This is a genomic window from Pantoea allii (assembly GCF_002307475.1).
Classification (GTDB): Bacteria; Pseudomonadota; Gammaproteobacteria; order Enterobacterales; family Enterobacteriaceae; genus Pantoea; species Pantoea allii.
Genome location: NZ_NTMH01000035.1, coordinates 1 through 20568, shown reverse-complemented (window position 1 = coordinate 20568; position 20568 = coordinate 1). Strand labels below are relative to the sequence as shown.

The following is a 20568-nucleotide window of genomic DNA, read 5'->3' as shown; positions in this document are numbered from 1 at the left end:
ATAGTAACATTCTCAGTGCTGGCTTATACTGGGTTGACTCGGCCGGATAGCGTGCATTAATCCACTTTCTTGTTAGATATTGCAGTTGTTTCATACTTTGATGTGACGTATGGCACATATTACCCGGCCCCGAATTGTTACTATTATCACATGCAAGGGTGATTCAACGATTCACCCCATGTTCTGGAGATCGCTATGACCGATATCAAACAGCAGGCCCTGCGCGCGCTGAAACTGATGGATTTAACCACCCTGAATGAAGATGACACCGATGAGAAAGTGATTGCACTGTGTCATCAGGCTAAATCCCCGGCGGGCAATACCGCAGCCGTCTGCATTTATCCGCGTTTTATTCCCATTGCCCGTAAAACACTGCGTGAGCAGGGAACCCCGGATGTGCGTATTGCCACCGTGACCAACTTCCCCCACGGCAATGACGACATTGAGATTGCGCTGGCCGAAACCCGTGCGGCTATCGCTTACGGTGCCGACGAAGTGGACGTGGTTTTCCCGTACCGCGCGCTGATGGCGGGCAATGCCCAGGTGGGTTTTGATTTGGTCAAGGCGTGTAAAACCGCCTGCGCTGACGCCAATGTTCTGCTGAAAGTAATTATCGAAACCGGCGAGCTGAAGCAGGAAGCGCTGATTCGTCAGGCCTCAGAAATTGCCATTGACGCCGGGGCTGACTTTATCAAAACCTCAACCGGTAAAGTGGCGGTAAACGCGACGCCAGAGGTGGCGCAGATCATGATGAGCGTGATCCGCGATAAAGGCGTTAAAGCGCAGGTCGGTTTTAAACCTGCCGGTGGTGTGCGCACGGCGGAAGATGCCGCCATCTATCTGCAACTGGCAGAAGATACGCTGGGCGCTGACTGGGCTGATGCGCGCCACTTCCGTTTTGGTGCCTCCAGCCTGTTGGCAAGCCTGCTGAACACCCTTGGACACAGCAGCGATACTCGTCAGTCAGGCTACTGATATCTCTGGGCGGCATCCGGCCGCCTTTTCTCCTCTTTCCCTGACGTAAGGGGGCAACTTTGTACCTCGCACAAGAAATCATTCGAAAAAAACGTGACGGCCACGCGCTGAGTGAAGACGAGATTCGTTTCTTCATTAACGGCGTGCGCGATAACAGCGTTTCCGAAGGACAAATTGCCGCACTGGCAATGACCATTTATTTTCACGATATGTCGCTAGCCGAACGGGTGGCGCTGACGATGGCGATGCGTGACTCAGGCACCGTGCTGAACTGGAAATCCCTGAACCTCAACGGGCCGGTGGTCGACAAGCATTCCACGGGCGGCGTCGGCGATGTCACGTCGCTGATGCTGGGGCCGATGGTGGCCGCCTGTGGCGGTTATATCCCGATGATCTCAGGTCGCGGGCTGGGGCATACCGGCGGCACCTTAGATAAGCTGGAGGCGATTCCTGGTTTTGATATTTTCCCCAGTGATGACCACTTTCGCCAGACCATTAAACAGGTTGGCGTGGCGATTATCGGCCAGACCAACTCCCTGGCGCCGGCGGATAAACGGTTTTATGCCACACGTGATATCACGGCCACCGTGGATTCCATTCCGCTGATCACCGCCTCGATCCTGGCGAAAAAGCTGGCCGAAGGCCTGGATGCATTGGTGATGGATGTCAAAGTCGGCTCAGGGGCATTTATGCCGACCTATGAGGCGTCTGAAAACCTGGCGCAGGCCATTGTCGGCGTGGCCAACGGCGCGGGCTGCCGAACCACAGCGCTGTTAACAGATATGAATCAGGTGCTGGCCTCCACGGCCGGTAACGCGCTGGAAGTGCGTGAAGCGGTGCGCTTCTTAACCGGTGCGCAGCGTAACCCGCGCCTGCTGGAAGTGACGCTGGCGCTGTGCAGCGAAATGCTGATCTCCGGCAAACTGGCAGAAAATGATGCTGAGGCACGCGAAAAATTAATGACGGTGCTGGATAACGGCAAGGCCGCAGAGGTGTTTGCCCGCATGGTGGCGGCGCAAAACGGCCCGAGCGATTTTGTTGAGCGCTACGACAGCTATTTACCTGCGCCGACGATGAGCAAAGCGGTTTATGCCGACAGCGCGGGCTGTGTTACCCATATGGATACCCGCGCGCTGGGCATGGCGGTGGTAGCAATGGGCGGTGGACGCCAGCGCGCCAGCGATGCCATTGATTACAGCGTCGGGTTGAGCGACATGATTACCCTGGGTGAGCAGGTGGATGCCTCCCGTCCGTTAGCCGTTATTCATGCCAGCAGCGAAGCGCACTGGCAGCAGGCCGCTGCCGCCGTAAAAGCGGCCATCACGCTGGGTGAAAGCGCGCCAGCAGCAACGCCCGTCGTGTATCGCCGGGTGACTGAGGCGGGTTGACGCGGATAGCGACTGTATACCGCACAGGATTCGGGTATACTGATCTGATCGCTTTTTTTTGACTTGTCGCGCGCTTTTGGCGCAGGAGACTGGCATGAAACGTGCTTTTATTATGGTGCTGGATTCCTTTGGAATCGGTGCCAGCAAAGATGCCGATAAATTCGGTGATGCAGGTTCAGATACGTTAGGTCATATCGCAGAAGCCTGTTTTAACGGTCAGGCAGATAAAGGTCGTAAAGGGCCGCTGCACTTACCAAATCTGACCGCGCTGGGGCTGGGCAAAGCGGCAGCGCTTTCAACCGGGCGTTTTCCGCCGGGACTGGACCCTGAGGCTAAGATCACGGGCGCTTATGCTTACGCCCGTGAACTGTCATCTGGCAAAGATACGCCGTCAGGCCACTGGGAAATCGCCGGTGTGCCTGTTCTGTTTGACTGGGGTTACTTCAGTGATAAGCAGAACAGCTTCCCGCAGGAACTGCTGGACAAACTGGTGGAACGCGCCGGTTTACCGGGCTATCTCGGTAACTGTCACTCATCGGGTACGGTGATCCTCGACCAGTTAGGCGAAGAGCACATGGCTTCCGGTAAGCCGATTTTCTATACCTCGGCGGACTCGGTATTCCAGATCGCCTGCCACGAAGAAACCTTCGGGCTGGAGCGGCTGTATGAACTGTGTGAAATCGCCCGCGAAGAGCTGACCGAAGGCGGCTATAACATTGGCCGGGTGATTGCCCGTCCGTTTGTGGGTGACAAAGCAGGCAGCTTTGAGCGCACAGGCAATCGCCACGATTTGGCCGTTGAGCCACCATCGCCGACCATGCTGAAAAAGCTGGTGGACGAAAAGGGCGGTCATGTGATTTCCGTCGGTAAAATTGCCGATATCTATGCCGAGCAGGGCATCACGAAAAAAGTGAAAGCCACCGGGCTGGACGCGCTGTTTGATGCGACCATTCAGGAAATGAAAACTGCGCCGGATCAGGCGATTGTGTTCACCAACTTTGTCGACTTCGATTCCACCTGGGGCCATCGCCGCGACGTTGCGGGTTACGCGGGCGGGCTGGAGCTGTTCGATCGCCGTTTGCCAGAGCTCATGGAATGGGTCAAAGAGGATGATATTTTGATCCTCACGGCGGATCACGGTTGCGATCCGACCTGGCAGGGCACTGAACATACGCGCGAGCACATTCCGATCTTAATCTACGGACCGAAGGTGGAGCCGGGATCGCTGGGCTATCGTGAAACCTTTGCCGATATCGGCCAGACGATCGCGCACTATTTTGACCTGTCCCCCATGGACTACGGCAAGAACATGCTGTAAAAACAGCGAAATTTTTAAAAAGGATAGAGAATTATGGCAACTCCTCACATTAATGCAGAAATGGGTGATTTCGCAGACGTCGTACTGATGCCGGGCGATCCGCTGCGTGCGAAGCACATTGCAGAAACCTTTCTGGAAAATGCCGTTGAGGTGAATAACGTGCGCGGCATGCTGGGTTATACCGGCACCTACAAAGGCCGCAAAATCTCGGTAATGGGCCACGGTATGGGTATTCCCTCCTGCTCCATCTATACGAAAGAGCTGATCACCGAGTTTGGCGTGAAGAAAATTATCCGTGTGGGTTCCTGTGGTGCCGTGCGTGCTGATGTGAAACTGCGTGATATCGTTATCGGCATGGGCGCGTCTACCGACTCGAAAGTCAACCGTATGCGCTTCAAAGATCACGATTTTGCCGCGATTGCGGACTTCGATATGGTGCGTAACGCCGTTGATGCGGCTAAAAATCTGGGCGTCGACGCGCGCGTGGGGAATATCTTCTCTGCCGACCTGTTCTACACGCCCGATCCGCAGATGTTTGACGTAATGGAGAAGTACGGCATTCTCGGCGTTGAAATGGAAGCCGCAGGCATTTACGGCGTAGCCGCCGAGTTTGGTGCGAAAGCGCTGACTATCTGCACCGTGTCGGATCATATCCGTACCCATGAGCAGACCACCGCGGCAGAACGTCAGACAACCTTTAATGACATGATCAAGATTGCGCTGGAATCAGTACTGCTGGGTGATTAAACCCCGACGTCATTAATGTCATCCTTAACCCGGCAGCGTACTGTTGCCGGGTTAACGCGTCAGAAATTTACGCTTCCCGTTCTTTTCGCAACATTCTCATCAAATGACACACTTTTCATCAGGCTTGTGCATCTTGGCACTGGCAAGGATCGCTTATGTCACTATCATGAAGACGAACAATAAATAACAATATGCCAGACTGAAAATACCTGCCTGATGAATTTCCGAAATTTCGACGCTGAAGAGAAGTTATTTGTACGCCGTGCCGTGATGGCATTTGTGCTGGTCTGCATCTGCTTCACCATTCTTGGTTTAAACCTGTATCGCCTGCAGGTACGCGATCACAGCTATTACCAGACACGTTCAAATCAAAACGACATCAAGATGATCCCTATCGCGCCTACGCGCGGGCTGATTTTTGACCGTAACGGCATTCCGCTGGTGCGCAACGTAACCTGGTACGACATCACCATCACCCCGTATAAAGTTGATGATATGAAAGACGTGCTGCGCCAGCTCACGCCGCTTATCGATCTGACCCCGGACGATATAGAACGTTTTCAGCACGATCTTCACCAGAGCAGCCGCTATAAGCCGGTTATCCTCAAAGAGGAACTCACCGACGAAGAGGTGGCGCGCTTTTCGGTAAACCAGTTTCGCTTTACCGGCGTCAGCATTGATACCTATCAGGACAGAGAATATCCCTATGGGGCCGATCTGGCACACGTCATCGGCTACGTTTCTAAAATCAATGACAATGACTACAAACGGCTGAATGCAGAAGGTATTGCAGAAAACTACGCGGCTGACCACAACATCGGTAAACAGGGGATTGAAGGCTATTATGAATCCCTGCTGCACGGTAAGCCGGGTTATCAGGAAGTGGAAGTGGATAACCATGGGCGCATTGTCCGGGTGCTGAAAGAAGTGCCCCCGGTGGCGGGTAAGAACATCACCCTGACACTGGACCTGCATCTGCAGCAGTATATTGAAAGCCTGCTGGCCGGGCAGCGTGCCGCGTTGCTGGTGGAGGACCCTCACGACGGCTCCGTGCTGGCCATGGTTTCCAGCCCCAGCTACGATCCTAACCCGTTTGTGAAAGGCATCAGCTACAAGGCCTACAAAACGCTGCTGCAGGATAAAAATCTGCCGCTGATCAACCGTGTTACGCAGGGCCTTTATCCCCCGGCTTCCACCGTAAAACCCTATATGGCGATGTCTGCGCTGTTAACCCATGTGATTACCCCGCAAACCACCTTTTTTGGTGGGCCGACATGGACCTTACCGGGCACCGATCGTCGCTATCGTGACTGGAAAAAAAGCGGGCACGGCACGCTCGATGTCACCAAAGCTATCGAAGAGTCTGCCGACACCTTCTTCTATCAGGTGGCCTTTATGATGGGCATCGATCGTATTCACACCATGCTCAGCAAATTCGGTTACGGTCAGCCCACGGGCATCGACCTGAACGAAGAGTACAGCGGGCTGCTACCGAGCCGCGACTGGAAAATGAAAGTGCATAAAAAGCCGTGGTATCAGGGCGATACGGTGTCGGTGGGGATTGGGCAGGGCTACTGGATTGCCACCCCGATACAGATGGTGAAAGCGCTGGTGACGTTAATTAATAATGGCCGGGTGATTGCGCCGCATCTGCTGGAAAAATCGCAGCGCGGCACCAGCGTTCAGCTCTATCAGGCTAAACTGCCCCAGGCGCAGGTTGGCGATCCGCATTCACCGTACTGGTCACTGGTGCGACATGCCATGTTTGGCATGGCCAACGCACCGAACGGGACAGGCTATAAATATTTCCATACTGCGCCCTACGGCATTGCTGCGAAAAGCGGGACATCGCAGGTATTTAGCCTGAAAGAAAACCAGACCTATAACGCCAAAATGATTCCGGTACGGCTGCGCGACCATACGTTTTACACTGCCTTCGCGCCCTTCAACGATCCCAAAGTGGCGGTGGCCCTGATTCTGGAAAACGGCGGAGGTGAAGGCGTGGTTGCCGCGCCGGTCATGCGCCAGCTGCTTGACCATATCTTCCTGCCGCCGACCACCACACCGCCGGTCGAGGTGGTACAGCATCGGGCAGGCTAGCGGAAGAACACCCGATTACGCCCGTGCTTTTTGGCATCGTAGAGCGCCGCATCGGCATGGGTATACAGCGTTTCAAACCGGGTGCCCGCCGCGCCCCAGCTGACGCCGAGGCTGGCCGTGACCAGCCGCTCTGGCAGGGCATTAAGCGGCGAGGCGTTTAATGAGGCAAGAATGGCCCCGGCAACGATCACCGCATCACCCAGCCAGGTGTTGGGTAACATGATGGTGAACTCTTCACCGCCAATACGGCCGATGCTGGCCATGTCGGGCGTATTACGCTGAATGCGCTGCACCAGCTCGCAAATCACCTTATCTCCGACGGGATGCCCGTATTCATCATTGATGCGTTTAAAAAAGTCGATATCGAGGATGATTAAGGCCGCTGGTGTTTGATCCAGCGTGTCGCTGATGCGTTGAATAATGGCGCTGCGGTTCCAGACATTGGTCAGGGGATCGTGCGTGGCTTTGTACTCCAGCTCTGTTGCCAGCTCATTAAGCTGTTCATTCACCCGGTTCAGCTCACGCTCTGCCCGATCGCTGCGCGAGATTAGCCGGTAGGTTTCCCGCATCAGCCGCTGGTAGTGGCTGTTAAGCTGCAGCAACGCCTGGCGATACTCTTCGGCGTGCAGGCTTTGCTGCGCCGCGATATGGCTGGCCTGATTGAGTGCCTGGGTTTCTTCCAGAAACAGCTCGTTAAGTTGCGTCATTGGCGCTGTTCCGCATGCAGCTTCACGGTTAACGCGGTGAAATCCAGCGACAGCTCCTCGCCAAACTCTTCCGAAACGTCGTCTTCGGCATCATAGAACCAGTTGAGTATTATCGTGCAGCCGTTCTGCGCCAGCCTGTTGAACTGATCGAACAGCCCAAACAGCATCTTGGTGCTTGAGCTGTTGAAATAGCTCAGGTCAATATTCACCTCTGCCGGTTGGCTGGCCTGCGGTTGCCAGCACTCCAGCGCGCTTTGCAGCGGCCGGTAAAAGGCGGCGGCGTTCTCGGGCCAGGATTCTCCTTTCAGGGAGAATCGGTGGGCCGCAAAGTCAAACTCTACGGCGGGCGTACATTCAGTGGCGGTAAGTTGAATGGTTTGCATAAGGGTTTCTTCAGTCATGGCAGATAGTGGCCTTTAACCAAAAGGCAGAGAGCTCGCTGGCCTCCAGTGGCTGGAAACAATATTCCAGCGGTTCACTGACGTCGCGCGCCAGGGTAAGCAAGCCGATATTTGCGCCTTTGCTCCAGACCGGACTCTCAGCGCGTAACCGGTTTCGATAAGCTTGTTTAATTTCATCCGCATTCATCACCCGCAGCGAATCCAAATCACCGCGCAGCTGATGAGTGGCGTCACTGGCGACCAGGTTAGCGCTTTCCAGATAGTAGCGACCATCATCGTAGCGCAGGCTCAATGAACCAAAGCGATACAGCTGATCGTTATGGCTCAGCGCCCGGCTGTCCTGAGAGTAACGTAAAATGTTTTGTGCAATCTCGACAAAGCTGGAGAACAGCCGCCGTCTGACCTTTTGCGACTGCTCATGGTTTTCCAGAAACAGTTTGACCACTTCACCCATTGCCGTGATGTTCTGGGGTGAAAAAAAGCCGGTGTACTGTAGTGCAATAAGGCCGGACTGCGATTCGGTATTGAAGGGCAGACCCCGTAGTGACTCGTTTTTCATTTTCTTCCCGGTGCGGTCAATAGCGAAAGCCAAACCAGGTGACGTCATCGCGTCGCGCCTGGTTACCTTGCCAGCTTAAATAATCTTGCTGAAACGCCAGTGATAATTGCGGCATGGGCAACTGCTGATAACGCATCAGCAGAGACTGGATGCGCTTATTACCAAACATGATATTGCGCTCGCCACCCGGCTGGTCGGTGACGCCATCTGTCAGCACAAACAGCATGTCGCCACGGTTAAACGCTAAGCTCTGCTCAGGCCAGTGATAGTCTTCTGGCGTATCGGTATAGCCGACGCCGACGCGATCCTGACTGAGCGAGGTAATTTCTTTACTGATGTGGCTGAGCATAAACGCCTGGGTTCGGGCGCTGGCCCAGCGCAGCTGATGCCGCTCGGTATCGACCGATATCACAATGGCATCGCAGCCGTCGTTAGAGAGTGACGTTTGCTGAGAGGCATTCAGCTGGCCGAGCGTCTGTTTGATATGGTGGTTAAGGGCATGCAGTATGCTGGACGGGGCCTGGAGATCGGCCTCGCGCAGCGCGTTTTCCAGCGCAGACTGCAAAATCACCGTCATAAAGGCTCCGGGAATCCCGTGGCCTGTGCAGTCGGCGATCACCGCCAGCCAGCCGCTGTCGTGACGGTGAAAGGCATAGTAATCTCCCCCCACACCGTCACGTGGTTGCCAGTACAAACACCAGTCGTCGAGCAGGGAAGCGATTAACTGGTTGGAGCGGTCCAGCATCGCGTCCTGAATCACCCGCGCATAATCAATGCTCTGTAAAATCTGCTGATGCTGGCGCGCCTGTAGATCGGAGACGCGGCGAATCAGATCGATCCCTAAACCAATGCCGATATAGTGCCCGTGCTCGGTCAGGATAAACCCATCGGCCACAGACTTATCGCCGTTAGCCACCACCTGCTGTGCGACGCTTTCCAGGGTATTTTCCACGTCAATCACCAGCGGGAACTTATCCATAAAGGCGATACAGCTTTTGCGGTCATAGAGTTCGGGGAAAAACGGGCGCGCCATCTGCGACAAAAAGATGTGGCGGTTAATCATGCCAAACGGCTTGCCGTTTTCAACCACGGGCAGGCCGATAAGATCTTTATGCTCGGCAAAGAGCGCCATCACGGCACGGTTATCCGTGTCGGGGCTGACAAAAGGAACATCAATGCAGAGCACCCGTGCGTCATAACGGCTTGAGGCGGAAATCACAGTATTCACAGAGGCGGGTAACTGCATGATGCGGCTCTTGATTGTCCAGGAATAATCTTAGAGTAATGAGCGCAGATGACGGATTTATGGCAAAAAAACGGTTGGGAAAAAGAGCGCGGATAAATCGTGGATAAAGCAAAATAGCAGCGAAAAATCGCCTGTCAGAGGGCGTTCGGCAGCGCGAAAATCCGGTGTCTTTTTGAGCGCATCGTTAAATTTTCGTCCGTGACTATCCGGGTTGATGGAAAACCCGTCAGTTGATTTCATTTTTGTGAAAAGCGTTTGACGCTGGGGCCTGCATAAGGTTTAATGCGCCCCGTTGCCCGAATAGCTCAGTCGGTAGAGCAGGGGATTGAAAATCCCCGTGTCCCTGGTTCGATTCCGGGTTCGGGCACCACAAATTTGAAACCCTCGCTTCGGCGGGGGTTTTTGCGTTGGGGGGGCTTTAAAGCTGTACTTCAGTGGGTGAGTGGGCTTGATTTAGGTGATGGTAAGGTTTTGGTTTCCGGGATTGGGTGAAAGCCGAGATTTCTACGAAAGGATGCGCGGAGCAGACGGGCGGTGATAGCACTGATGAGCAATGCCTCCATCGCCGAGAGCAACAAGCAGGTTCGGCATAGATAAGCTCGTACTAAATTACAGAAATGCATTAATGGGGAGCACTAACCAAGTTTATTAAGGGAAAACTACATAATGAGACGTGTATTATTTTTAGGCATCTTTTATCCCGCTTTGGCATTTTCAAACACTCCCGGTTTTATAACACCCGAAGTTGAATGCCTCAATAACAATACGATTCCTTTGACCCGCATCAGATGCTTACTGTTCGCTCTGGGTTGAATTTCATCAAAGAGGTTGAGCTGGGCTACACCTGAAGGAGTGAAGTCGTTAAGCATAACGCCTGCTTTGGCATAGCGATGGCCACTTATCCATACCCGGTCAAGCGCTCTCATTGCAGCTTCAATAGTGTCCCTGGAATCCTGACTGGGAGACATCAGTGTCTCTGAAGCAACATTCCCGTAGTAAGTCTCACCGGGCGAAAAAGGTGAGGTTTTTATGAATGCACAAACCTGTCTGCAGTATTGCTTTTCCCCCTCAATTTTACGGCCGCCCGTTCGGCATGCTGACAGATTGCCTGCCTCATGTGTTCATACTCAATGACCCTTTCCCAAACGAACGGGAGCACACGATCTGCTGCTTTGCTGGCGGCGCCTCTTCCAGGCTGATACAACTCTCGCTGTTCAGTTCGCGCACCGTCCGCTCCAGACCACACTGAAGTGTTTACGGGTCATGGCAGGATTGGCGCGAGAGAGTTCCAATGCAGTACTTAGCGTAGGATATTTTCCTTTTTCCAGGCAGCCCCTACTAGCCCTGCGTGCAATCTGGCTGTCACAGGTAAAAATGGGGAACGTTGCACACGGCGGGTTTGTAACGCAGTGAGATTGCCGCCCGCAGAGACGGCGTAGAGTTTATTGCACGGCGCTGAGAGGCAAGGGCAGTTGATAGAGGTGGAAGCTGTCGGGCACTTCGGTTTCATGGCCGGGCAGCAGGCGATGGCGGATGCGCGCCTCGCTGACGAATGCGCAGCCTTGTGGAGTGATAGTCAGATTGACCGGCGACTCCATGCCTTCGCGCAATACCTCAAGCTGGTGCATGCCTGCCGCCTTAGGGGATGCAATCCGCAGAATCCGCCCTTGGCCGCTCTGGATCCCGTTCTCCAGCACGATCAGCGCGCCGTCCGGCGCCTGGCCCATTCCGTCCGGATTTTCAATCAGTCGCGGCAGCTGCATTTCTGTCAGCTGCGGTTTTGGATCGTTATAGCTGAGGGTGTAGAGCTTACCGGTGCCGAAATTGGCGACAGCCATCTGCCGGTCGTCGAGCAGTACGATACCGGCGGCGCCCAACCCGCCGGGGGCCACTAACCGCCCATCCTGATACAAATTACTGAATGCCGTTTCACCCGGCCGCAGGCGTAGAATGCCACCGCCGCGGGTTTCCGTCACGTACACCGTACCGTCTGCGCTGAGCACGATATCGTTGCCCATTTCCCCCGCTGGCAGCGCCAGGCTGCGGTTGAGCGTGCCATCCGCAACGTTCAGCGCATAGATGCGGTTGGCGCGCGTTTTGCCGCCGGGGAGGAAGTCCGGTGAATTGCCCCACAGCAGCCCGCGCCGTTCGTCCAGCCGCAGCGCGTTTGAGGCGAACACCGTGTCAGCGCCGGGGAAAAAGGTGTCCCACGCTTTACCCGGCTGTTTGCGCAGCACGTTGCCGCTGGTGATCAGGCCGACATACAGCGTGCCGTCCGCCGCGCGGGCGATGCCGTTGGGGTAAAGCGCGCCGGGCGGCAACGTCATGCTGCTTTCGGCGCAGTGGGTATTGGCGGCGGCCTGCGCCGGAGTGGTCAGGGGAAGCGCGGCGGCGAGGGTGAACAACGCTGCTCGCGCGGTAAGCGCATATGACATGTCTTCTCTCCTGGAATGAAGGAAAAGGGCCTACCAGCGTTCGGGGCGGACAGCATGCGCCATTGGCGCCTCCAGCGCGGCCACGTCTTGCGGCGATAAGTTGAGGGTGAGCGCCGCCAGCGCATCCTGCAGATGATGCGGCTTGGACATGCCTACCAGCGGCGACGCCACGCCGGGTTTGGCCAACAGCCAGGCCAGCGCGAGCTGCGCCGGTGGAACGCCGCGCGCGGCCGCCACCTCCGCTACCGCCGCGACGGTGCGTTCCACCTCGTTTCTACCGCCGTACCAACGAGGCGCCTGTTCGTCGGTAGCGGCGCGCAGCGTGCCGGCGCTGCCGGAACCGGCCAGCACGCCGCGGGCCAGCGGCGACCAAGGTGTCAGGCCGAGCCCCTCCTCCAGGCACAGCGGGATCAGTTCCTCTTCGTCTTCACGCGTCACCAGGTTGTATTGGCTCTGCAGCGAAATAAACGGCGCCAGGCGGTGTCGGCGTTGAAAGGCCAGCATTTTCATCAGGCGCCAGGCGTGCAGCGAGGAGGCGCCGAGATAGCGGATCTTGCCCGCCCGCACCAGGCCGTCGAGGGTATCGGCGGTTTCTTCGATCGGCGTTTCGGTGTCGAAGCGATGCAGCACAAACAGATCGAGGTAATCCGTCCCCAGCCGCTGCAAAGAGGCGTCGACGCTGTGCAGCAGGTGCTTGCGCGATAGACCCCGACTGTTCGGCTGCGCGTCCATCGGAAAGTAGGCCTTGGTGGCGATCACGACGTCTTCGCGACGGGCGAAGGCCTTCAGCGCGCGGCCGAGGAGACGCTCGCTTTCTCCGCCGGAGTAAATGTTGGCGGTATCGAAAAAATTGATGCCCGCTTCCAGTGCTTCGCGGATAAAGGGGCGCGCTTCATCTTCCTTCAGCACCCAGGGGCGCCAGGCCGGATCGCCATAGGTCATACAGCCCAGGCAGAGACGAGACACCTTTAGGCCGCTGTCGCCAAGCCGAACGTAGTTCATGGCATCGTCTCCTCAGCGTATGCCGGCGATGGTGTAACCGCCGTCCACCAGCAGACTTTGGCCGGTGATGAAGCGGGCCTCGTCCGTCGCCAGCCACAGGGCCACATCCCCGATGTCTTCCGATTCACCCAGGCGGCCGGCGGGTGTGTGGGCGATAAAGGGCGCGAATGCCGCGCTGTCGGCCACGCTGCCGCGCGCCATCGGCGTATCGATGATGCCGGGGTTGATGTTGTTGACGCGGATACCCTGGCCGCTGTATTCGAGCGCCACTGCGCGGATCATCGCATCGAGCGCGCCCTTGCTGGCGGAGTAGCTGGATGAGCCGGCCATCGCACCGTGGGTCAGCCAGGAGGAGGTGTTGATGATCACGCCGCCAGAGCGCTGAGCCAGGAAGGTTTCAATCTCGTATTTCATCGCCAGCCAGACGCCTCTGAGGTTAATGGCGATCACCCGGTCAAAATCCTCGCTGCTCTGTTCGGTGATGGGGGCGAAGTTGCCGATGATGCCGGCGTTGTTGAAAGCGACATCGAGCCGGCCGTAATGGGCGGTCACCGCAGCTAGCAACCGGCGGATATCGTCTTCCTGGGAGACGTCGGTCACGATGGGCAGGGCGGCGCCGCCAGCCAGCGCGATATCGCGCGCCGTGGCTTCGATCTCCGCCGCGCGCCGGCCGGCGAGTGCCACTTTGGCTCCCTCTCGGGCATAGGCCAGCGCGGCGGCGCGGCCTATGCCGGTGCCGCCGCCGCTCACCAGTACGACTTTGCCCGCCAGACGGCGCGGCGTTTCATGGATTGGAGCTGTAGCATTCATCATCGCATCGATACCTGGTAATGGGTTCGATCACAATGCTATGTTGTTAGATGAAGGATAACTATCTGCTAAAAATTCATCTCACTATTAGATAATTTATATCAATAGCATGAAGAAACCCGAATTGTCCGGCCTGGCGGCTTTCGTTGCTATCGCCAGTGAACGCAGCTTCCGCCGCGCAGCCGCCCGATTGGGCGTGACGCCGCCGACGCTGACCCACACCCTACGCGAATTGGAAGCGCAGGTGGGCATTCGCCTGCTGAACCGCACCACCCGCAACGTCTCGCCGACGGAGGCCGGAGAGCATCTGCTCGCACAGCTGGTGCCGGCTTTTACAGACATCGACGCCGCGCTGGAGAGCCTGAATGCGTTTCGCGAAGGACCGCGTGGCCTGGTGCGCATCAACGCGCCGCGTTCGGCGATCGAGCTAGCCATCGTGCCACATCTGGGGCAGCTGGCCAGCGAGTACCCCGGCATTACGCTGGAGGTGGTGGCGGACGAGGGATTGGCCAATATCGTCGAGCAAGGCTTTGACGCCGGTATTCGGCTCGGCGAGGATTTGCACAACGATATGCGCGCGGTGCGCCTGACGCCGGACCTGCGTTTCGCCATCGTGGCCACACCGGATTATTTTCAACGGCACGGCGAACCGAAGCACCCGCAGGATTTACTGCAGCATCGCTGCATCGGTTGGCGCAAGGCCTCTTCGGGCGAGCGCTACAAATGGACATTTCAGCAGGGGGAGCAGCGGTTTTCCGTGGCGGTCAACAGCCCGCTTATCGTGGATGACGCCAGATTGCTGCTGCAGGCGGCTCTGGCGCATGTCGGCATTGCTTTCGCCATTGAGCAGGAGGCAGAGGAACACCTGACGAGCGGGCGGCTGCGGCGGGTGCTGGACGATTGGTGCGTGCCGTTTCCCGGTTTTTACCTCTATTACCCCAACCGCAGAAACCATTCCGTGGCGCTAGCCACAGTGATCGAGCTGCTGCGTTTTTCTGCTTAATTTAAGTGGCTTCTTGATCGGTTTATTAAGTGGTAAAAAAATACTCTTTGATGATTAACAGATTCGAATTTGTTTCCCGTCATGCAGCTTCTTTATTTTGCTTTTCGGCATACTTCTGCAGACGTCTGGACCACCCCTCCCAGTAATGCACTGGTGTCAGCAGAACCCGACGCCGTTCGTCACCCAATGCATTCCCGATAACAACCTCACCGGGTATAACCTCGGGCGCCTCAATACCGCCTACTTTTTACGCCAGGTGTAAAACATGGCATCGGAAGTGGCGTGTTTGTGGCAGAGTTCACGGGCTGATACTCCAGCTTCAGCTTCGCGGAGAATACTGATGATCTGTTCGTCGGAAAATTGCTTCTTCAAGGGGATGTCCTCATGTGACTTATGAAGACATTACCAACATCGCGGTGTATTAATCAAAAGTGGCAGGTGGCTACGCATGGCGATAAACCTTGTAGCGAACAAAATACTGAATTTATCGACTTGTAATTTATCCTCCTGTCGAGAAAAAATAAAGTTACAAGGAGTTTCAGAATCATTCTGGAAGTGCGACATTCAAATAATCACACATATGAAATGTCCTGCTGGCATGGCAGATAGTGTACACTTATATAAGATTTTCTTTTGTAATAAACCGCGCTGAGTATCATAAATTAATGCAAAATGAGTTATTCTTATTTTTTATTCTTGAACTAAATATGGTTTTATTTGTCTCTTTTTTTAATGGTTTTAGTGTATTTATTAATATTTTCATGGCGTTACATGTGTTAGGGGTGGTTTGACTTTGCTGTTAATGAATTAAAATTATTCTTATCTTTTATCATAAGTATTATTTAATTATTTTTCTGATGTTTTGTAAGGGTAATAATTATAAGAGAACTACACGTTTTGATATTTTTTATAAGTATAAATTGTTGCAGCTTACATTTTTTTACGTTAGCTTAATATCTAAACTGACACCGTAAGAGCTAGATAAGTATATGAATGCAAAGTAACAATAGATACTCATCAAGCTTTGATATACATCATTTATGAAACAGTGAACGTGCTGGCATTAATGCACATATAATGCCAGGGTTTATTAATGGAAAGCAGTTAGTAAAGTACAGCAGTAAAAGCTCATATTTGGCATGTTTTTGTGATTTAAATATTCTCCCTGTGAACTGAAAGCATATTTCAAACCTTTTTATGGACTTAAAAATAATTAAAAACTATTTATTTAGCATGTTATGCGCATCGAGCACACGAAGATTTTGTATGTAAGGCATCTCTAAAATATTCTAATTTTGATAAGGCCGAAGTTTTGAGTGTAGCCCATTAGTGATGCATGGTTTAAATTTCAGCATGGTGTTTTTTTAATTCAACCTCTCTTTTTTGTAAAAACTATCAACCTTCTGAATAGCTCAGAACAACCGTGAGATGAAAGATGAAAAAAATATTCGGTTTATTCGCCTTGTTAACAACTTTGATGTTGAATGGATGCGCAGATCGCGCTGGAGCCAGTGATCTTGTAGGGAAAAATATTTCGGTCGCGATATCTCGTTATGGTCAGGCAGTTAAGGTTGAAAGAACAGATAACCCAGACGTTGATCTGGTTTACTTCGATAAAGATAATGGAACTTATCTGTCAAATAAACAAGTTGGGCAAGATGTTTCTTTCTCGGGAGGTCAGCCAGTTATTAATAAATATTATGATAATCAATGGAAGAAAAATAGTTGTACAATTGGAGTGTATGTAAATAAGTCCACAAGAATAATTAATGACTATAAAGTTTGGGGATGTGCACCAGAGTGGGCGCGGGAGATGTTCTAAAAATCACTTGTAGCATAAGCACGAAATATTATACTCTCACCTGCTGACAGTGAGGGTATAATGTTCAGAAGAGCACTGAATTTCTACGCATGAGTATGGGAAAATAAGAGAAATATTTACGTGATGATAATTACATATTAAAGCGATTCAGAGTTCATTAAGAGCATGAGACCTCCAACGCACTAGTTATTATCCGGATCATGACGTACAAGCACGCCCATATTATAGATGGATATGGCATCGTTTTCGCGCAGGCGATACCAGGTCACTTCATTCTCCTCGTCCCATTTTTCGAGCTCAAGCTTTTGCGCAATAAAATTTCCTTTCAGGTTCACAGGGGCGGGAGTGTAACGAACAAGGTCGCAAATCTCCTGCATGCAAGACATGTGTTCCTGAGTGGAAAGCGGCTCATATCACTCTCCCTGATTGCGCATTCTTCCTGAATCTCGCCAGACTCTGTCAGTTCATATTCATAGCCCATTACGCACATGTCGACATCCATTTGCCAGCACTGCAGGCGCCATAATCTGGCCAGTAAACGGCGGTAAGTGGCCTCGCTTTCACGGTGTAGGGTGTCAAAGAATCAAAAATAGCGCTTCACGTCTTCACGCGATGCAGAACCTCGGCCATCATCACGGCAGGTGAAATCTTCCGGGGTAATATCCAGAATGATCGAGCTGGCGTCGGCATCAACGCTGTTTATAATGAATTTGATAAGGGCATTGGCAGCAGAGCCGGCCTGGCTGTAGATGATTTGGGGATCGAGCTCAAAGGGATGTTGCATCAGGTTGCTCCTGTTATGGGGTCAGGGCCATTTTCCTGATGAGAACTCCGGTTTAAATGAAGAAGTCATAATGTGAGTCTGAAAGAATAGCGGGTATGATCAGAAAGGCATAAAGAAACTGGAAGACAGTATTGCTGAATCACTTGAACAACGAGGGCTCTGTCATTGTGCCGAACGACTCTGGCTGTCAATAACGGATGCAGCTGCTGATGAAGCAATACGGAAGATGATTGCCAGGCGACGTGAGCAGTGCCTGAAAATGGCGGCGGACATGCCGCCAGACTGACGCAGGACGGAGACAAGGTGATTACATTAAGCGAGTGATCGTTGTAACGAAGGATATTAATTAAAATATTAGGTTGATATGTGCTCTTAAAACATGGTGTTAAGCCCATAATTATTTCTCAGTAACTAAGTGTGAGTTTTTTAATAGAGTTGCAGATGTGGAATATTTCTGGAAAGATTTTAATATCTAGGTGGTTTTTATTCTAATTAGTGTTTTTGTCATTTTCAACCTTGCTGTTAACTTTACTTTTAACACCCCCATTATTTTTTAACTTTATATCTTTTGTAGCCTCAAATAACTTGCGCCGTTCTTCCAATACTTTTTCTCTCTCCTGATTTTCGCTAGCTTCCTCTTTGTATTTAGCAGCCTTTTTTAATGCATCTTGTGCTTTTTTAATGTATTCAAAAGTAGTTATAGTCGCAATGTTATTAGTGTTGTTAATCGCTAAAATTTTCGTCTTAATTACAATCTCTCGTCCCGATTCGCCACCACTGCTGCCTTCGCTATCATCATAGTCACCGTTTTTGCAAGCCGTAAATTTAGTAGCATATTGGTTGAGCTGAGTTATATCCATCCCGCCCTTAAAATTATTACGTATTGATTTTTTACTTTTTTCCCAAACGCCAAAATATTTATTAACATAAATACCAAACTTCTGATTTGATGGCGTGTAGTAACCATGGATTATGTAGTGGTATTCCCAGTGGGGACTTTTAGTCATTGTTATTTTGGTTTTTTTAAAACCTTCAATACCATCTTTGTATTTTTCGTATTCTGATGGAATACTTTCGAAGTCTCTCTTGAATTCGATAATATAATAGCGATTGCTCGCAGATACAATTCCATCACCTATTACCTCTGGATTGCCAGCCAGGGGAGAAAGTAAATCTATGCCCCAAAGCCTCTTTGCCATAAAAACAAATTTATACTCAACTGTCTTTTCATACCATACAGCCTCCATGAAACCCCCTCATAAAAGATGCAAAAGAAATAATATTAAACTGGGAATAATCGTTAGCTAAACACAGATTTATAACTAACGTTAGGCCATATTGACCGAGAACTTTCGCTTCTGTTAACGAACTCAGCCCAGTGTTTATGCCATGAATCTTTTGATCAGTATACTGTTTAAATCCAATCCAGTAACAGTGCGCATAAATAATTTATGGCCTGACAACAAATGCAGTGAAAGAGGTGCTGAGGAGTGCAAAAAAGCTAAGGATTGCAGCATGCATGTGTCATGCGCAATACAACCCACTTATATGCCATGTTATGGCGAAAGCCCAGCTTACGTTGCCAGTGGTCAGAGTCGAAAATAAAGCGGGTTCTATGCCGCCCGCACCCTCATCCTTCTTACCCGCCCAACACAGCTCAACGGTGAAGAACGAGAAGGGAGGGACTGTTTAATGGCTAATATCAGCTTCTGTCGCGCAGTCTATCTCTTTAAGCACCCACAGTATATCTGTCGCATCAGGCACACAAATATTACAGCGAATGCCGGTCCTTTACTCAGGCACGGATAGTAGCAGCGTATTGCCTGTGACGATGATGAGAATATCCAGTGCCTTATTATTGGCACCAGAAAGATGTAAAGCCATCCAGCTGCGCCGCCCGACCCGATACGGATCGACCCATACCACCAGCGGATGCTCAAGGCGCTGACATATCTCTTCCCGAAGCTGCAGGATAGCAATGTCATCCGTCTCACCGACCGAAGCCTGTCCTGTGGCTTGACGGTAAAAATGATAATGGCGACTAAAGCCTTGTCCCGGATAACCAGCGGCGGTGCCATAGTCAGGTTATTAATTATTTCAGCTGCCAGTGAATAGGCCACGGTTGTCGATTTATCGGTTTACGACGCGGTGAATAGTCGCAAATTATGTACTTTTCATTTCGTACGTAATCGCACGCGTTATGCCGTCTCATTATTTGGTCATCCCTAACCAGCGTTTTGGAATGAACAATCGTTTTAGGTAGCTTTCAATTGGCTGCCAGGCGATGCTTAAGTACAGCATGTTCAGCGGATTAAATTACGCATCATCAAAAACGCTCAAATCACTCCAACCACAACCTCACCCCTTCGGCTCAACGCCCCTTGCCTTAAGCTCTTTCCGCAGCACCCGCTTTATCCACGTCGCCAGATTGATGTCACCATCCTCACGCGCCTGTTCTTCGAGCTGCGCTCGAAATTCGTGAGAAAGTCGGATTTGGTACTGATCTGTTTTGGTCTTTTCCTTAGATATTGTCATTCCATCATCCTTGTTATGAGAGAGGTAAACACTTTAATGACAGGGCATGATGCAACAAAAAGAGTGAAGCCCGGTCATGCTGAAATCGGACCGAGCTGCTGACTACACCGTAAAGATGAACCATGCGCCAGAACGCGTAAACGATTAAGGCTGCCATGACGAACTGCGGAAATCTGACATGGATGACAAAAATGGGAATCCCTTTCCAAAATCACGCTGTCTGTTCATCACGGCGATAAAATCCGTCAGGTGCACAACCCTGTGCACCTGTTCTCTCACCGAATGCGCTTCTGACTCCGCAGCAGCGCCAGTCCGCTCAGCACCGACATCGCCATCAGGTAATAGCCGGGTGCCAGGCTGGTGCCGGTGGCCGTAATCAACAGCGTACAGATCAGCGGCGCAAATCCGCCAAATACCGTCACCGCGATGTTATAGCTGATCGCCATCCCGCTGGCGCGGGTGCCCATCGGAAACAGATCGGCCATGACCGACGGCACCGTGGAGAAGTAAATCGACTTGAGCAACGCCATCCAGCAGACCATAACGATCAACGTGGTGGGCGTGGTGTGATTCACCACCAGCTTAAAGGCAGGGTAGATGGTGACGATCAGTAAAATCAGCGATCCCCACATCAACGGGACACGGCCCACGCGTTCCGCCCACAGGCCCATAATCGGCGTTACTACGGTCAGGATCACGCCCGCCAGCAAAGTGGCGGTGAAGGCGACAGAGCCGG

21 protein-coding genes, 1 tRNA gene and 3 pseudogenes are annotated in these 20568 nt (G+C 52.5%); 9 read left to right on the top strand and 16 right to left on the bottom strand.

Annotation, left to right across the window (positions count from 1 at the left end):
• Positions 1-195 precede the first annotated feature (195 nt).
• The 5 genes from deoC to mrdA all read left to right on the top strand — a co-directional run bounded on the left by deoC (position 196) and on the right by mrdA (position 6528).
• Positions 196-975, top strand: a complete 780-nt coding sequence (deoC, locus tag CMR03_RS14355; protein WP_096011842.1) for a deoxyribose-phosphate aldolase — start codon at positions 196-198, stop codon at positions 973-975.
• A gap of 59 nt (positions 976-1034) precedes the next feature.
• Positions 1035-2363, top strand: a complete 1329-nt coding sequence (gene deoA / locus CMR03_RS14350; RefSeq protein WP_096011841.1) for a thymidine phosphorylase — start codon at positions 1035-1037, stop codon at positions 2361-2363.
• 94 nt (positions 2364-2457) lie between these two features.
• Positions 2458-3681 carry a phosphopentomutase gene (gene deoB / locus CMR03_RS14345; protein ID WP_063880894.1) on the top strand — a complete coding sequence of 408 codons (1224 nt, stop codon included), beginning with the start codon at positions 2458-2460 and terminating at the stop codon, positions 3679-3681.
• A 33-nt stretch (positions 3682-3714) separates the two neighbouring features.
• A complete protein-coding gene (deoD, locus tag CMR03_RS14340) occupies positions 3715-4428 on the top strand; it encodes a purine-nucleoside phosphorylase (RefSeq protein WP_063880893.1) in 714 nt (237 codons plus the stop codon).
• A gap of 216 nt (positions 4429-4644) precedes the next feature.
• On the top strand, positions 4645-6528 hold the full coding sequence (gene mrdA / locus CMR03_RS14335; RefSeq protein ID WP_096011840.1) for a penicillin-binding protein 2: 1884 nt from the start codon (positions 4645-4647) through the stop codon (positions 6526-6528).
• Here mrdA and CMR03_RS14330 read toward each other — a convergent pair.
• The 4 genes from CMR03_RS14330 to CMR03_RS14315 are packed head-to-tail and all read right to left on the bottom strand — an operon-like array spanning position 6525 to position 9441.
• The gene (locus tag CMR03_RS14330; protein WP_063880891.1) at positions 6525-7235 is read right to left on the bottom strand and encodes a GGDEF domain-containing protein; all 711 of its coding nucleotides are present in this window, start codon (positions 7233-7235) and stop codon (positions 6525-6527) included. The genes mrdA and CMR03_RS14330 overlap by 4 nt on opposite strands.
• Positions 7232-7636 carry a DUF1987 domain-containing protein gene (locus tag CMR03_RS14325; RefSeq protein ID WP_096011839.1) on the bottom strand — a complete coding sequence of 135 codons (405 nt, stop codon included), beginning with the start codon at positions 7634-7636 and terminating at the stop codon, positions 7232-7234. The genes CMR03_RS14330 and CMR03_RS14325 overlap by 4 nt, the downstream gene beginning before the upstream one ends.
• On the bottom strand, positions 7629-8195 hold the full coding sequence (locus CMR03_RS14320; protein WP_063881255.1) for a SiaB family protein kinase: 567 nt from the start codon (positions 8193-8195) through the stop codon (positions 7629-7631). The genes CMR03_RS14325 and CMR03_RS14320 overlap by 8 nt, the downstream gene beginning before the upstream one ends.
• A 16-nt stretch (positions 8196-8211) precedes the next feature.
• Positions 8212-9441: a SpoIIE family protein phosphatase gene (locus CMR03_RS14315; RefSeq protein ID WP_063880890.1), complete on the bottom strand. Its 1230-nt coding sequence runs from the start codon at positions 9439-9441 to the stop codon at positions 8212-8214.
• A gap of 294 nt (positions 9442-9735) precedes the next feature.
• Here CMR03_RS14315 and CMR03_RS14310 point away from each other — a divergent pair.
• Positions 9736-9811 (top strand) — tRNA-Phe (locus CMR03_RS14310).
• Positions 9812-10136: 325 nt separating this feature from the next.
• Here the strand turns inward: CMR03_RS14310 and CMR03_RS25805 are convergent.
• From CMR03_RS25805 to CMR03_RS14290, 4 genes are all read right to left on the bottom strand, one after another.
• Positions 10137-10544 (bottom strand): DinB/UmuC family translesion DNA polymerase, encoded by a 408-nt coding sequence (locus CMR03_RS25805; RefSeq protein WP_341865404.1) that lies wholly within the window; start codon positions 10542-10544, stop codon positions 10137-10139.
• Between the two features lie 339 nt (positions 10545-10883).
• Positions 10884-11876, bottom strand: a complete 993-nt coding sequence (locus CMR03_RS14300) for a Vgb family protein (RefSeq protein WP_244181381.1) — start codon at positions 11874-11876, stop codon at positions 10884-10886.
• A 30-nt stretch (positions 11877-11906) separates the two neighbouring features.
• A complete protein-coding gene (locus CMR03_RS14295) occupies positions 11907-12878 on the bottom strand; it encodes an aldo/keto reductase (RefSeq protein WP_096011838.1) in 972 nt (323 codons plus the stop codon).
• Between the two features lie 12 nt (positions 12879-12890).
• Positions 12891-13688 (bottom strand): SDR family NAD(P)-dependent oxidoreductase, encoded by a 798-nt coding sequence (locus CMR03_RS14290; protein ID WP_096011898.1) that lies wholly within the window; start codon positions 13686-13688, stop codon positions 12891-12893.
• Positions 13689-13797: 109 nt separating this feature from the next.
• Here CMR03_RS14290 and CMR03_RS14285 point away from each other — a divergent pair, with 109 nt between their 5' ends.
• On the top strand, positions 13798-14691 hold the full coding sequence (locus tag CMR03_RS14285) for a LysR family transcriptional regulator (protein WP_096011837.1): 894 nt from the start codon (positions 13798-13800) through the stop codon (positions 14689-14691).
• Between the two features lie 79 nt (positions 14692-14770).
• Here CMR03_RS14285 and CMR03_RS25595 read toward each other — a convergent pair.
• Both CMR03_RS25595 and CMR03_RS14275 read right to left on the bottom strand, forming a co-directional pair.
• Positions 14771-14908: pseudogene (locus tag CMR03_RS25595) on the bottom strand (SAM-dependent DNA methyltransferase); the annotation flags it as partial.
• A pseudogene (locus tag CMR03_RS14275) lies at positions 14909-15063 on the bottom strand (transposase); the annotation flags it as partial.
• Between the two features lie 1063 nt (positions 15064-16126).
• On the opposite strand from CMR03_RS14275, the gene CMR03_RS25040 reads away from it, so the two are divergent.
• Positions 16127-16513, top strand: coding sequence for a hypothetical protein (locus CMR03_RS25040; protein ID WP_128604170.1), 387 nt, complete (start codon positions 16127-16129; stop codon positions 16511-16513).
• A 182-nt stretch (positions 16514-16695) separates the two neighbouring features.
• Here CMR03_RS25040 and CMR03_RS25400 read toward each other — a convergent pair whose 3' ends face one another.
• Positions 16696-16890, bottom strand: coding sequence for a hypothetical protein (locus CMR03_RS25400; RefSeq protein WP_208625027.1), 195 nt, complete (start codon positions 16888-16890; stop codon positions 16696-16698).
• Between the two features lie 206 nt (positions 16891-17096).
• Positions 17097-17297 (bottom strand): hypothetical protein, encoded by a 201-nt coding sequence (locus CMR03_RS25395; RefSeq protein WP_172897903.1) that lies wholly within the window; start codon positions 17295-17297, stop codon positions 17097-17099.
• Between the two features lie 109 nt (positions 17298-17406).
• On the opposite strand from CMR03_RS25395, the gene CMR03_RS14265 reads away from it, so the two are divergent.
• Positions 17407-17583 (top strand): PerC family transcriptional regulator, encoded by a 177-nt coding sequence (locus CMR03_RS14265; RefSeq protein WP_096011897.1) that lies wholly within the window; start codon positions 17407-17409, stop codon positions 17581-17583.
• Between the two features lie 202 nt (positions 17584-17785).
• Here the strand turns inward: CMR03_RS14265 and CMR03_RS14260 are convergent, their stop codons facing one another.
• The 4 genes and pseudogenes from CMR03_RS14260 to CMR03_RS14250 all read right to left on the bottom strand — a co-directional run.
• Positions 17786-18544, bottom strand: a complete 759-nt coding sequence (locus tag CMR03_RS14260; RefSeq protein WP_096011836.1) for a hypothetical protein — start codon at positions 18542-18544, stop codon at positions 17786-17788.
• Positions 18545-18986: 442 nt separating this feature from the next.
• Positions 18987-19390 (bottom strand): annotated as a pseudogene (locus CMR03_RS25590) (hypothetical protein).
• 265 nt (positions 19391-19655) lie between these two features.
• Positions 19656-19832 carry a hypothetical protein gene (locus tag CMR03_RS25245; RefSeq protein WP_158087006.1) on the bottom strand — a complete coding sequence of 59 codons (177 nt, stop codon included), beginning with the start codon at positions 19830-19832 and terminating at the stop codon, positions 19656-19658.
• A gap of 275 nt (positions 19833-20107) precedes the next feature.
• Positions 20108-20568: MFS transporter (locus CMR03_RS14250; protein ID WP_141248567.1), on the bottom strand; the 461-nt coding region annotated here is incomplete at its 5' end.